The sequence below is a fragment of the Methylobacterium indicum genome (assembly GCF_017347565.1).
Classification (GTDB): Bacteria; Pseudomonadota; Alphaproteobacteria; order Rhizobiales; family Beijerinckiaceae; genus Methylobacterium; species Methylobacterium indicum.
On the sequence record NZ_AP024145.1, the window covers coordinates 2,466,046 to 2,479,256 of the forward strand.

Here is a 13,211-nt window from a genome sequence, read left to right on the forward strand (position 1 = left end):
GACATCGACGTCGCCGGCATTCTGGCCCCCTTTCAGGCGGCTCTTGCCCAGCGAGACCGTCCCCTCGAAAACTGCGCGACGATGCCGCTGCTGTTCACGCCGGTGGTGACCAGGGTGGCGCGGCTGCCGCCGGTTCCGTCTCCGGTCAGGACCGTGACGGACGATCCGCGTCCGCCGGCCCAGCGGTTGCTGGCCCCCAGATCCATCGGGACATAGACGCCGCCGCTACCTTGACCGCGCGAATCCTCGGCGATCGCGACACCGCCGCCGGAACCGATCGATTGCGCGACGATCGCGGTCGATTGGTTGCCGGTGGTGCTGATGCGGCCCCACTCGGCGCCGGTAAAGTCGGCGGCACCGGGCAGATGCGCGTCGGTGCGCCCCTCCCGCCGGCCGGAGCTGATGTAATGATTGGCGGCACCGGCGTAATTGCCGCCGAAGGCGCGCCGCAAATCTTCGTAATTGGCCAGATATTGCGCGACGTTGAACCGAGTGGGCGACCAAAGGCCGGTGCCCGCGGCGTTATAATCGTTCGGCGCCCGGGCATTGTCGGTACCATAGCTGTTGATGAGGTCGATCCACCCGGCTGTGTAGACCGCCGGATCGAAGCTGGACTTGATGGTGACGGCGCCGCCGTCGCCCGCGCTGCCGCCGCCGCCCAGCCTGAACCCCATATTCGTCTGGCCGCCGCTCATCGTCGCCAAGCGTGACACGGCGTTGCCGCCGCCGCCGCCGCCGACCGACTGCGCCATGATCGCGCTGGCGCCGACGCCGCTGGTCGCGACCGTGCCGTCGTTCCAGACGGTGACGTTGCCGCCGTGCTGGTTCCGGCCGCCCGCGCCGCCCAGGGTCATGGCGCCGTCGGCGCGGCCGCTATCGGCGCTGGTGGCGCTCACCGAGCCGGCCGCACCGCCGCCGCCGCCGCCGCCGCCGACCGACTGGGCGAAGATCGCCGCCGAGTTGGCCGCATGGGTCGTCAGCGTGCCGGTGGAGCCGGCGCGCACCAGGCCACCCGCGCCGGCGCCGCCGCCGAAGCCGCCCATCGACAGCGCGACGCTGGCCTTGCCGGCATTGGCGTCGGAACTGGCCGAGCCGCCATTGCCGCCGCCGCCGCCGACCGACTGGGCGAAGATAGCCTGGGCGTTGGCGCCGGAATCGACCCGACCTTCCCTACCCGTGACGATCGTGCCGCTGTTCTGGACGAGGACGTCGCCGGCATTGCTGCCCGCGCCGCCGGCGCCGCCGATGGCGAGACCCGCCGCATAGCCGCCATCCGCCTCCGCGCCGGCTTCCTTGCTGGACCTCTTGTCTCTCGTGCTCTCGCTATCGCCGGCGGTCGCGGAATTGCTGCCGGTCGACGGCGCGGCTGGGCCCCGCCCGGCGGAAGCGTTCGTCTTCGTGTCCCCTTTGTCTTGCGCCTCCGCCGCCTTCGCGCCGCTCGTCGCCGCGCCGCCATTGCCGCCGCCGCCGCCGACCGACTGCGCGAACACGCCGGCCGCGTTGCTGCCCGTCGCCTCGATCCGGTTGCTGTTGCGAACCGACACGTTGCCGCCCGTGCCGCCACCGCCGCCCATGCCGCCGATGCCGAGCGACGCGGCGGCTGAACCGCTCGATTCCGTCGTCGCGTTGGCCGCGCCGCCATTGCCGCCGCCGCCGCCGACCGATTGCGCGTAGACGCCGATCGACTGGCTGCCGCCGGTGCTGATCACGCCGGAATTGACCACGTCGACGCTTCGGCCATTGCCGCCCGCGCCACCGCCGCCGCCCAGGGAGACCGCCGCGGAGGCGTTGCCGCCCTTCGATTCGGAGGTCGCCGATCCGCCATTGCCGCCGCCGCCGCCGACCGATTGCGCGAACACGCCGTGCGAGAGGCTGCCGCTGGTGGTGATCGTGGCGGCGGTCTCGACGCGCACCGGCCCGCCATGGCCGCCCCTGCCGCCCGCACCGCCGATGCTGATGCCGGCCGCCGCGCCGTTATCCGCCTCCTCGTCGTCCTCCGCTTCCCCGCCGGATCCCTCGGTGAGCTTGCCGGCGATCGCGAGCGTCGCGTTGCCGACCTTCTGGCCGACGAGGCCGGTCCAGGCCGCCGCCCCCGCATCCTGCACCGCGCCGTCGGCGCCGGCCGCGCCGAAGCCGCCGATGGCGACCGAGGCGGCGTGCTTGTTGCTGGTGGCGCTCGCCGAGGCCGCGCCGCCATTGCCGCCGCCGCCGCCGCCGCCGATCGACTGGGCGATGATCGCCGTCGCATGGGCACCCGCCGTCGTGATGTCGCCGGTCCGGGGCATGGCGACGACCGGAACGCCGGCGGACGCCGCGTCGGTGCGGCCTTCGCGATAGCCGCCGGCGACATAATGCCGTGCCGCGGCGGTCAGGTCGTCGCCGTAGGCCGCGCGGAGGTCGCCGTAATTGGCGAGGTATTGCGCCGCGTTGAACCGGTTCGGCGCCCGTCCCGGATACGTGGTGTAATGCTCCATGGCGCCGTTGGGATTGTCGCCATAGGCCTGGATCAGGTCGGGATAGGACGCGAGATACTCGTAGGGGTCGAACCCCACCGCGACCTTGCCGCCCTGGCTGCCCTCGCCGCCGCCGCCGCCGACCGAGACCGCGGCGGACCCCGTCTGGGAGATGGCGTTGGAGGTCGCCGACCCGCCATTGCCGCCGCTGCCGCCGATCGATTGCGCCAGGATGCCGATCGACAGCGCCCCGAAGGTGCTGATCGCGCCGTATTGGGCGACCGCCACCGACTGGCCGGTGCCGCCCGCCGCGCCCTTGCCGCCGACCGCCACGGAGGCCGCGCCGCTCTTGTTGTCGCCGAAGGAGGCCGAGGCGCTGAAGGCCATGCTCGACCCGCCATTGCCGCCGCCGCCGCCGATCGACTGCGCGACGATGCCGAGCGAGAGGGCGCCCTCCGTGGTGATCGTGCCCCGCGTGGCGACGGTGACGGTGCCGGCCGATTGGCCCTTGCCGCCATTGCCGCCATGCGCGCCGGCCGCGCTGACCGACACCCTGGAGACGGGATTGGCGATCGAGGCCGCCGCCGACACCGCCGAGCCGCCATTGCCGCCGCTGCCGCCGATCGACTGGGCGACGATGCCCGCGGATTGCGCCGCCTGGGTCTGGATGGTCGCGGCGCCGTCCACATAGACAGAGCCCGCCGCACTGCCATCGCCGCCGCCGCCGCCGATGGCCAAGGTCGGGGACACCCCGAGCGAGCCCGCGGCCGAGGCGCTGAAGCCGCCCGCACCGCCCGATCCGCCGATCGACTGGGCCAGGATGGCCGGCGACAGCAATTGCCGGGTCGTCAGCGTCTGGCCCGTCAACGTGTCGATCGTCACCGCCCCGGCATTGCCGCCCCTGCCGCCGGATCCCCCTAAGCTGATCGCGGGAGCCGCCACCCCGGCGAGCGCCCCCGAGAACGCCCAGCCGCCCATGCCGCCGCTGCCGCCGATCGACTGCGCGACCAGGGCCGAGGATTGCGTACCGTTCGCCTCGAGATCGGCGTTCCGGTCGGCGAGCGCGATGTGAACCGTGTCCGCCCGGCCGCCATTGCCGCCGCCGCCGCCGATCGAGGCCGCGACGCCGAGGCCGATGGCGCCCGCTCCCGCGAGGGCGAAGCCCCCCGCGCCGCCATTGCCGCCGAGACTCTGCCCGACGATCGCCGACGACATCGGCCCCGCGACCGAGATGTCGGCCCAGTTGGTGATCGAGACGGGCGAGGAGAACCCGCCATGGCCGCCGCCGCCGCCGACCGCGACGCTGACGGCGCCGGTGAAGCCGAGCGCGCCCGCCGCCGCGAAGCCGCCCGTGCCGCCGCCGCCGCCGATCGACTGCGCCATGATGCCCGGCGCGTGGCCCGCCAGGCCGTTGTTCGGGGCCACGACCGTGATGGCACCCCGGTTGTCGACATCGACCCGGCTGCCGATCGCGCCGGAGCCGCCGGAACCGCCCGCGCCGACCGCGATGCCGCCGGCACCCCCGATCGCCCCCGAGATGGCGCCACCGCCATTGCCGCCGCCGCCGCCGATCGACTGCGCCAGCAGGGCCGCCGCGCCGCCGCCCTGCGTCGTCAGCGTCCCGTAATTGGTGACGGAGACGTTCCCGGCATCGCCGCCCGACCCGCCCGATCCGCCGATGCTGATCGCGCCCGCCTCTCCGGTATTGCCGAGGGCCAGCGCGCCGCTGAGCGCGAAGCCGCCATTGCCGCCGCCGCCGCCGCCGCCGCCGATCGATTGCGCCAGGATCGCGCTGCTGTTGTAGCCGGTGGTGGTGATGGCTCCGGTCCCGTAGCGGCTGTCCATCGCCGACGAGCCGTTGAAGAGGATGATGCCGCTCGACCGGCCGCCCGAACCGCCGCTCCCGCCGAGCGACAGGCCCACCGCCCTGTTGGTCGTGGCGGACAGCGTGATCGAGGCGCCGCCCGAGCCGCCGCCGCCGCCGCCGCCGCCGACCGTCTGCGCCATCAGGCCAGCGGAGTTCAGTCCGCTGGTGTTGATCTCGCTGCCGGCACTGTGAATGGTGACCCAGTTGCTGTCGTTGCCCGACCCGCCCCTGCCGCCGATGGACAGGCTCAGCGATTCGACCGCCGAGAGCGCCGCCGCGATCGACGCACCGCCCGAGCCGCCGCCGCCGCCGCCGCCGATCGATTGCGCCAGCACGCCGGGGGCGTCGTTGCCCAAGGTGGTGATCGCGACGCCGTTGGTCCCGGCGAAGACCTCGCCGCCGCGACCACCGGCGCCGCCCGACCCGCCGAATGACAGCGCCATGGCGCCGGTCATGCTGGCCGAGAGCGCGATGGCATAGCCGCCATTGCCCCCGCCGCCGCCGATCGACTGGGCGATCATGCCCGGCGATGCGTCTCCGGCGGTCCTGACGAGCGCGTTCGTCGCCGGGGCTGCCGCCCTCATCGCGCCTGACACACTCTGACAGGTGCCCCGGCTCGCCGAGAGGCCGGAGAAGCTGTTGCAGTTGAGCGAGACGTCGCCGCCGTTGCCGCCGCCCCCGCCCGATCCGCCCTGCGAGACCGACACCGCGTCGCCGAATGCGGCGCTCGCCAAGGACAGCGCGCCGCCGCCCGACCCGCCGCCGCCGACCGACTGGGCCAGGATGCCGGCCGAGTTGATCTCCACGGTGCCGATCGAGCCGCTGTTGAGGACGGTGATCTTGCCGCCCGAGCCGCCCGCTCCGCCGCTGCCGCCCACGGCATGCGCCGAGCCGCCGAAGGCCGTCGTGGAACGGGCTCTCGCGAAGCCGCCGGCACCTCCGCCGCCGCCGACCGACTGGGCGAAGATGCCGAAGCCGCCGCCGGCCGTGTCGGTGACCGCGAGCGTCGGGCTGGTGCAGGCGCCGCCGGTGCAGATCGCGCCGGCATTGCTGACGCTGACCGCAGCGCCGCCGCCGCCACCGCCGCCGCTCCCGCCGATCGCGGTCGTCCTTTCACCGCTGGAGAAGGCCATGCCGCCCTTGCCGCCGCCGCCGCCCACCGACTGCGCGAACAGGCCCGCCGAGGCCACGTCGTGAATGGTGACGGCGCCCGCATTGGTGATGCCGACCGTGCCGCCGTCGCCCGCGAACCCGCCGCTGGCGCCGAGCGCGCGCCGGCCCGATGTCGCCCCGCTGTCGCCGCCGCCGCCGCCGACCGACTGCGCGGCGATGCCGGCTATGCCCGCCGGATTGCATTGGGGAGTGGTGCCGCCCTCGCAGGCCGCAGCGGTCGCCGAGCCGATCGTCAGCCTGCCGCTGTTGGTGATGGCGATGGCACCGCCGCTGCCGCCGAAGCCGCCATAGCCCGAGACGCTCGTGCCGGCATCGCCGCCGAAGCCACCGATGCTCTGGGCGACGATGGCACCGCCGCCCGCGGTCTTGATGTCGGCCCTGTTGGTGATGCCGACCGACCCGCCGCGTCCGCCGGCGACGCCGCTGCCTCCTGCCGACTTCTTGTCGCCGTCGTCGGCATCCCCACCGGCCCCGCCTTGCCCGCCGCCGCTTTGTGCCACGATGCCGAAGGCCGCCGCCGTCGCCGCGCTCGAACTCGTCGAGGTCGACGTGCCGGTGACGTTGAGGGCGAGCGCGTTGTCGATCGTGATGGCGCCGCCCTCGCCGCCATAGCCGCCGACGAGTTCCTTGCGGGTCGTATCTCCGCCGGTCCCGCCGTTGCCGCCGTGGCTGTAGGCCACGATGGCGGTATTACCGGCCGCGAAGCCACCGAGCGGTGTCGGCACTCCCGGTATCACCGTCAGGCTGACATCGCCCGCCTGACCGCCTCGGCCGCCCCAACCGCCATTGTAGACGCAGCCCCTGTCGTATGGATCCGAACCGCCCTTACCGCCTTAGCCGCCGGTGGTCCCGACGACGACGAGATCGCCGTCATAGACCTGCGTCGGGTTGGCCGGGCCGTACGTGACCGTCTGGTTGATGGGCGCCGTTCTCTGGCCGGAGCGGCCCGGGATCAGGGTATTGTCCTTCGGAGGGGCCTGATGGTTGTTGCAGGCGGGCTGGACGTTGTCGGGCCCGGCTGTCCCCGATGCGCCCTGCTGGCGATTGATCTGGAACTGGTGTGGTCCGAACGTCACCATGCTCTGGGCTTGCGCTCCGGCCATCATGCCGAAAGGCGCAAAAACGTGGATCGTCAGCGCAAGGGTGGAGGCCGAGGACAGAAGGTTCTTACGCATGATCGATTCATCTCATCACGATGTGCGTGAGCGCAGAGAAAAAATTCCCACCGCGGGCGATCTGCGAGGGGATGACATCGAGATTCGACATGTCGAATACACGCCGTCTGTCATCTGACGGACGGCGTATCGGAGATATATGATTTGTATTTCATATATTCGTATGGTGGGATTTTTATTTGTATATTTTATATGAATTCACAAAATATACTGCTATAACACAATAAAATCTATGTATTCATCTATCTATTTGGAGATATAATCGGAAATACTAATTGCTTTCCCTATATTTCTCTATCGAATCCCTGATGAAAAGAGACGGTCGTCAGAGGAGCGCGTCAAATTTTTTCATCTCGAGGCGGCCCTTCGCGAGGTGACTTAACGTCATGATCCTCATATTTCCGAAGCGTCGCTACTCATTTCCGCATTGATGCCGGGGCACCCGACGCGCATGGCCAAACCCCCTGATCCGCAAAGGAATATCCCGAGGCAGGACCGGGCGCGCCGGACGGTCGAGGCCTTTTTCGAGGCTACGGCTCAGCTTCTGAACGGCGGCCCCGACAGCGCGGTCACCACCAACCGCATCGCAGAGCGGGCGGGGTTCTCGATCGGCACGCTCTATCGCTACTTCTCCGGCAAGCCCTCGCTGTTCACGGCGATGGCGATCCACGAGATGGATCGTCAGGAGCGCGAGGTCTGCGCGGCGCTGGCCGACACTCGGGCCGATACGGTCGCCGACATCGTGCGGCTCGCCGTCCGGCCGGCGCTGGGGGCCTTTAAGGGACGCACGATCGTGCGGGCGAAGCTGGTGCGGGCCGCCCTCGGCATTCCGGGGATGGGCGAGCGCTACGAGCAGATGATCACGGCGATCAGCCGCGCCCTGGTGGTCGCCGTGACGACCAAGGCCCTCGACTGCACGCACCACCCGTCGCCTGCGGCCGAGTTCATCATGATGAGAGGCGTCATCGGGGCGATCCGCTCCGACGTGGTCTTCGGGGACGGGAACCGCGTCGGCACCGTGGAATTCGAGGACGCGCTGATCGAGTCTGTGTCGTTGCATTTCACGCGCTGACGCACCTAAGAGCCCTAACATTACAGTTGCATGTTTCTCATGGTGTGAGCTTGGCGGGCGGCGGCTTGGTGAGCGCGCCGCCACGCTGACCAAGCGATCACGAGAGCCGGTTCAATGCGCCGCTGCGCGAGCCGGGTCGCGACCCGCCGGATCTCCTGGAGCGACCAGGGCACGGGTGAGCTTGGCCGTTCGCTCGGTTTTTGGGGGCGGGCCGTTGGCCCGCTGGCGCACCCGCGCCAGCACCGCGAAGGCCAGCATCACCAGGCTGACGTGCCGGTGCCAGCCATGCCAGGAGCGGGTCTCGTTGTGGTCCAGACCCAGTTCGGTCTTGCCGGTCTCGAACGCTTCCTCGATCGCCCAGCGTCGCCCCTCGACCTGAACCAGGGTGTGGAGCGACGTGCCAGCCGGGCACCAGGTTGTGAAATAGGCACGCTGACCATCGCTGATGCTGCGGCGGACCAGCAGCCCACGCGTCCATAACTCTGAACGCCCGTCGGTCTTCTTGCTTACCTCGAGGTCTGCGAGTTCGCAGTAGGCCCAGTCGTAGAGGCGCTCGCCCTTGGTGCCCCGCCCGGCCGACAGACGCTGCCATGCGCCAGGATCGAGCGCGTCGGCAATCGCTTCGGCCGTGCCGGCCACGTCGGGCTTGTCGATCCAGGAATTGAAGCGGTGGCTCGCGGCGACCCCGAGGACGTAGCCCTTGGCCTCCCGCCGCAGCGCCATCTCGATCTCGCCGACCCCGTACACGCTGTCGGCCGCCACCCAGGCAAACGGCACATCCGCCGCGATCGCCCGCCGGATCATCGTGAGCGCCAGTTGCGGCTTGGTCGCGAAGGCCAGTTTCTCCGGCACGTGCGTGGCCGCCCGGCGGCGCGGGTCGTCGGTCCAAGCCTTCGGCAGGTAGAGGGCGCGGTCGAGGAAAGCATGCCCCTTGATCGAGACGTAAGCTGCGAACACGCCGATCTGGCAGTTAGTGATCTTGCCCGCCGAGCCCGTATACTGACGATGAACGCCGCAGGAAGATTTACCCTGCTTGAGAAAGCCGGTCTCGTCGAGGACCAGGACGGCGTCCGGCTCTGCCAGGGTCTCGACGACGTGCTCGCGCACGATATCGCGCAGGGCGTCCGCGTCCCACTGGCTACGCCCGAGCACTGCCTGCTGACGCCAGGGTCCGGGATCGCCGGCGGCTTCGGCTCGCATCCAGCCAGTCTTGCGCCGTTCTGCCCCGAGCAGGCCGTCCAGGAAGGCACCAGCCGAGCGGGCGACGCTCGGCGCGGCAAACAGCGGTCGGATCTGATGCTTGACGTCACGCAGGCTCCTCGACCAGAGCTCCAGCATCGCTTCAAGCGAGGCAGTCGGCATAAAAACCTCCCATCGCTCGCCGTCAGATAGGTACTCAAACCTGCAACTGTAATGCTAAGGCTGAGACTCAATCAGCACCAGAACGCAGTGACGGCAGCGAGGGCGGCGGGTTCCGCAGCGCGCCGCGGGCGTAGTAGCGCTCGACGTGGCGCTGGACGAAGGACAGGACGCTGAGGATCACCAGGTACCAGACGGTCGCCACCATCAGGAGCGGGATGACCTCGAGGTTGCGCCGGTAGATGACCTGGATCGTGTAGAACAGCTCGGGCAGGGCCAGGATGTAGACCTGCGAGGTGCCCGTGGCGATGCTGATGACCTCGTTGAAGGCGGTCGGCAGGATGGTCCGCATCGCCTGCGGCAGGACGATGCGGGAGACCTGCCGGCGACGCGGCAGCCCGAGCGCCGCGGCCGCCTCGTGCTGGCCCTGGTCGACCGCCAGGATGCCGCCGCGGACGATCTCGCTGGAGAAGGCGGAGGCGTTGAGGGTCAGCCCGATCACCGCGGCGAGGAACGGCGTGATCGCTTGCGTCGTCTGCCAGGAGGCGAGCGTGATCCCGGTGAACGGCACGCCGAGCCAGATCGTGTCGTAGAGGTAGCCGAGGTTGTTGAGGATCAGGAGCAGCACGATCAACGGGATCGAGCGAAAGAGCCAGACGTAGCCCCAGGCGAGCCCCGAGAGCAGCGGCGAGCCGGAGATCCGGGCGAGCGCGAGCAGTGTGCCGAACAGGAAGCCGAGGACCGTGCCGAGCGCCGTCAGCAGCAGGGTGCGCCCGAGCCCGACCAGGACCGGCTCGGCGAAGAACCACTCGGCGAACACGTCCCAGCCCCAGCGCGGGTTGGTGAGGACCGAGTACAGCCGCCCGCGATGACGAGACCGGCGAAGATCGTGCCGGCTTTGCGGGCCGGGTAGCGAGCCGGGACGACGCGAAGGCCGCTGAAGTCGCGACCGGGGGAGGCGGCGCGGGCCTGCGCGGGCAGGTCCGCCACGTTGGCAGCGAGGGGCATGGGGGATCGGGCTCGGATGCTTTCAGGGATCGTTCGATCAAGCGGCTGTGCGCTGCGGGCCGGTCTGCGTCAGCGCGGCGCCCGGCAGCGCCTTCTCGAAGGGCAGGATGCCGTAGGTCTCGGGATCGACGTCGATGTCGAACAGGGGCGTGTAGCCGAGACCGAGATAGAGCCCCTTGGCCTCGGGCTGGCGAAAGCCCGTCGTGAGATAAGCCCGCCCATAGCCCTGCCGCACGGCCTGCGCCTCCAGTTCCGCGACGACCCGGCGCGCCAGGCCCTGGCGGCGGAAGGCTGTGTCGGTCCAGACTCGCTTCAGCTCGGCGGTCCGCGCGTCGAGGCGCTTGAACGCGCCTCCGGCGATCGCGACGCCGTCGCGCAGGAGGAGCAGGAAGTGGCCGTCCGGGCCTGCGAAGACCTCGGGCGGGTAGCGGGTCATCTCGGCGCCCGGCGGGTCGCCGAAGTAGCTGCCGTAGCGGGTGACGTATTCCTGCGTCAGCTGGTCGGCGAGGGGCCTGGCCCGCGGGTCGAAGGGTGTGGTCGAGACGAACTGGTCGGGCATGGGCCGCTCCGGTCGCGGGGTCAGGCGAGGAAGGTTTCGGCGAGGCGGACCCAGTAGGTCGCGGCGGGCGCGATCAGGGCGTCGTCAAAGTCGTAGTCCGGGCTGTGCAGCGGCGGCCCGTCGCCGTTACCGACGAAGAGGAAGCTGCCCGGACGCGCCGCCACCAGGTGGGCGAAATCCTCGCTCGCCATCCGCGGGCGGAACTCGTCCGCCACGCGCTCCGGCCCGAAGGTCGCGAGCGCGACGTCGCGGGCGAAGGCGGTCTCCGCCGAGTGGTTGCGCAGGGGTGGCAGGCCGCGGCGGTAGTCGACCTCTGCCTGGGCGCCGTAGCTCTCGGCCTGGGCGCGTGCGATCGCGGTGACCCGCTCTTCCAGCCGGTCGCGGACCGACGGCTCGAAGCTGCGGATGGTGAGCGTGAGATCGACGCTGTCGGGGATCACGTTCGACGCCTCCCCGCCGTGGATGGCGCCGACGCTGACCACCGCCGCCTCGCGCGGATCGACGTTGCGCGACACCACGCTCTGGAGTGCAAGCACGAGGGAGCACGCCGCCACCACCGGATCGACGGTCTCGTGGGGCGAGGCGCCGTGGCCACCGCGGCCGACGATCCGGATCGTCGCCTTGTCCACCGCCGCCATCGCCGGCCCGGCGACGAAGCCGAACTGGCCTCGCGGGACGCCCGGCCAGTTGTGCAGGCCGAACACCGCGTCGACCGGGAAGCGCTCGAACAGGCCCTCGCCGAGCAACGTGCGCGCCCCGGCGCCGATCTCCTCGGCCGGCTGGAAGATCAGCGTCAGCGTACCGGAGAACTTGGTGTCGGCGAGGCGCCGGGCGGCGGCGAGCAGGATCGTGGTGTGGCCGTCATGGCCGCAGGCATGCATCGCGCCGTCCGTAGCGCTGGCATAGGGCAGGCCGGTCCGCTCGCGGATGGGAAGCGCGTCCATGTCCGCCCGCAGGCCGAGCCGGCGCACGCCCTCACCCTTCCGCAGCACTCCCACCACCCCGGTGCCGCCGAGCCCAGTGGTCACCGCGTAGCCCCAGGCGGTCAACCGCTCCGCCACGAGGCCGCTCGTGCGGGTCTCCCGGAAGGCGAGTTCCGGATGCCGGTGCAGGTCGCGGCGCAAGGCCGTGAACTCGGGGAGCGTCGCGAGGATGCCGGGGTCGATTCCCCGCTCAAGGACACCCGTCCGGATCGTCATCGCCCGCCCGCCCGACGCGCGGGCGCCGCATCCTCGGCGGCGTAGCGGCTGTCGCGGCGGGGCAGACCGAGATGGTCGCGCAGGGTTTGTCCGGGAAGCGTGCGGTCGTAGACGCCGCGCGCCTCCAGCACCGGGATCACGAGGTCGACGAAGTCGTCGAGGCCCTGACCGATCACGGGAAAGCCCAGCACGAAGCCGTCCGCCGCCCCCTGCTCGACGCGGGCGATCAGTTCGCCTGCGACCTCCTCGGCCGAGCCGATCAGGTCGGTGCGCGGGGTCGCCGCCTCGAGCGCCGCCTCGCGCAGGGTCTGGCCCTTCTCGGCGGCGTTGCGCTTGATGCGGTCGGTGGTCGAGCGGAAGCTGTTGCGGCCAATCTCGCCGAGGTCGGGGAAGGGCGCGTCGAGCGGGTAGGCGGAAAAATCGTGGTGGTCGAAGAAGCGGCCGAGATAGGCGAGCGCATCGTCGATCGAGATCAGGTCACGGATCGCCCGGTACTTCTCTTCCGCCTCGGCCCTGGTCCGCCCGACGATCGGGCCGGCGCCGGGAAAGACCTTGAGGTCGTCGGCCCGGCGGCCATGGGCGACCGCGCTCGCCTTGAGGCTGCGGTACAGGCTCTGCGCCTCGGGGAGCGGCACGTGGTTGGCAAAGACCGCGTCGGCGTGGCGCCCGGCGAGCCCGATGCCGGCCTCCGACGAGCCGGCCTGGAACACCACCGGCTGGCCTTGGGCCGAGCGCTGGATGTTGAGCGGGCCCTCGACCTGGAAGAAGCGTTCCTTGTGGTCGAGGCGGTGCAGCTTGTCGGGATCGAAGAACCGGCCGGTCTCGCGGTCGCGCGGGAAGGCGTCGTCGTCCCAGGAATCCCACAGGCCCTTCACGACGTCGAGGTGTTCGCCCGCGATCTCGTAGCGCAAGCCGTGCTCGGGATGCGGCCGGCTGTAGTTCCGCCCCGAGCCTTCGAGGGGCGAGGTCACGGCGTTCCAGCCGGCCCGGCCGCCGCTGATCAGGTCGAGCGAGGCGAATTGCCGGGCGATGGTGAAGGGGTCGCTGTAGGAGGTCGAGACCGTGCCGACGAGTCCGAGCTTTTCGGTGCTCGCCGCCAGCGCCGACAGGATGGTCAGCGGCTCGAAGCGGTTGAGGAAGTGCGGGATCGACTTCTCGTTGATGTAGAGCCCGTCGGCCACGAACGCGAAGGCGATGCCGTTCGCTTCCGCCTTGCGGGCGTTGCGGACGAAGAAGTCGAGGTTGACGCTGGCGTCGACCGGGTTGCTCGGGTGGCGCCACGCATTCATGTGGCTGCCGCCGCCCTGGAGCATCAGGCCGAAGGTGAGACGGGTCTGGGTCATCGT

General features: G+C 70.7%; 7 protein-coding genes and 1 pseudogene. 1 reads left to right on the top strand and 7 read right to left on the bottom strand.

All coding sequences use genetic code 11. From position 1 onward, the window contains the following. Positions 1–32: 32 nt before the first annotated feature. Both miv_RS11610 and miv_RS11615 read right to left on the bottom strand, forming a co-directional pair. Positions 33–6,218, bottom strand: coding sequence for a beta strand repeat-containing protein (locus miv_RS11610; protein WP_207182913.1), 6,186 nt, complete (start codon positions 6,216–6,218; stop codon positions 33–35). 108 nt (positions 6,219–6,326) lie between these two features. After that, on the bottom strand, positions 6,327–6,668 hold the full coding sequence (locus tag miv_RS11615; RefSeq protein ID WP_207182914.1) for a hypothetical protein: 342 nt from the start codon (positions 6,666–6,668) through the stop codon (positions 6,327–6,329). A 430-nt stretch (positions 6,669–7,098) separates the two neighbouring features. Between miv_RS11615 and miv_RS11620 the strand changes: the two genes are divergently transcribed. Then, positions 7,099–7,740, top strand: a complete 642-nt coding sequence (locus miv_RS11620; protein ID WP_207182915.1) for a TetR/AcrR family transcriptional regulator — start codon at positions 7,099–7,101, stop codon at positions 7,738–7,740. Between the two features lie 111 nt (positions 7,741–7,851). Here miv_RS11620 and miv_RS11625 read toward each other — a convergent pair whose 3' ends face one another. The 5 genes and pseudogenes from miv_RS11625 to miv_RS11645 all read right to left on the bottom strand — a co-directional run bounded on the left by miv_RS11625 (position 7,852) and on the right by miv_RS11645 (position 13,208). Further along, a complete protein-coding gene (locus tag miv_RS11625; RefSeq protein ID WP_207182916.1) occupies positions 7,852–9,102 on the bottom strand; it encodes an IS701 family transposase in 1,251 nt (416 codons plus the stop codon). 100 nt (positions 9,103–9,202) lie between these two features. Further along, positions 9,203–10,107, bottom strand: a pseudogene (locus miv_RS11630) (amino acid ABC transporter permease); the annotation flags it as partial. 37 nt (positions 10,108–10,144) lie between these two features. Continuing rightward, positions 10,145–10,666, bottom strand: coding sequence for a GNAT family N-acetyltransferase (locus tag miv_RS11635; RefSeq protein ID WP_207182917.1), 522 nt, complete (start codon positions 10,664–10,666; stop codon positions 10,145–10,147). Between the two features lie 20 nt (positions 10,667–10,686). Next, positions 10,687–11,865, bottom strand: a complete 1,179-nt coding sequence (locus miv_RS11640; RefSeq protein WP_207182918.1) for a M20 aminoacylase family protein — start codon at positions 11,863–11,865, stop codon at positions 10,687–10,689. Beyond that, entirely contained in the window at positions 11,862–13,208 is a 1,347-nt protein-coding gene (locus miv_RS11645; protein ID WP_207182919.1) for an LLM class flavin-dependent oxidoreductase, read from the bottom strand. Before miv_RS11645 ends, miv_RS11640 begins: the two co-directional genes overlap by 4 nt. Positions 13,209–13,211 lie beyond the last annotated feature (3 nt).

Bases quoted from the DNA above. Each gene is read 5' to 3' on its own strand.
- miv_RS11615 (WP_207182914.1), bottom strand. From the start codon at position 6,668: ATGCGTAAGAACCTTCTGTCCTCGGCCTCCACCCTTGCGCTGACGATC.
- miv_RS11620 (WP_207182915.1), top strand. From the start codon at position 7,099: ATGCCGGGGCACCCGACGCGCATGGCCAAACCCCCTGATCCGCAAAGG.
- miv_RS11625 (WP_207182916.1), bottom strand. From the start codon at position 9,102: ATGCCGACTGCCTCGCTTGAAGCGATGCTGGAGCTCTGGTCGAGGAGC.
- miv_RS11635 (WP_207182917.1), bottom strand. From the start codon at position 10,666: ATGCCCGACCAGTTCGTCTCGACCACACCCTTCGACCCGCGGGCCAGG.
- miv_RS11640 (WP_207182918.1), bottom strand. From the start codon at position 11,865: ATGACGATCCGGACGGGTGTCCTTGAGCGGGGAATCGACCCCGGCATC.
- miv_RS11645 (WP_207182919.1), bottom strand. From the start codon at position 13,208: ATGACCCAGACCCGTCTCACCTTCGGCCTGATGCTCCAGGGCGGCGGC.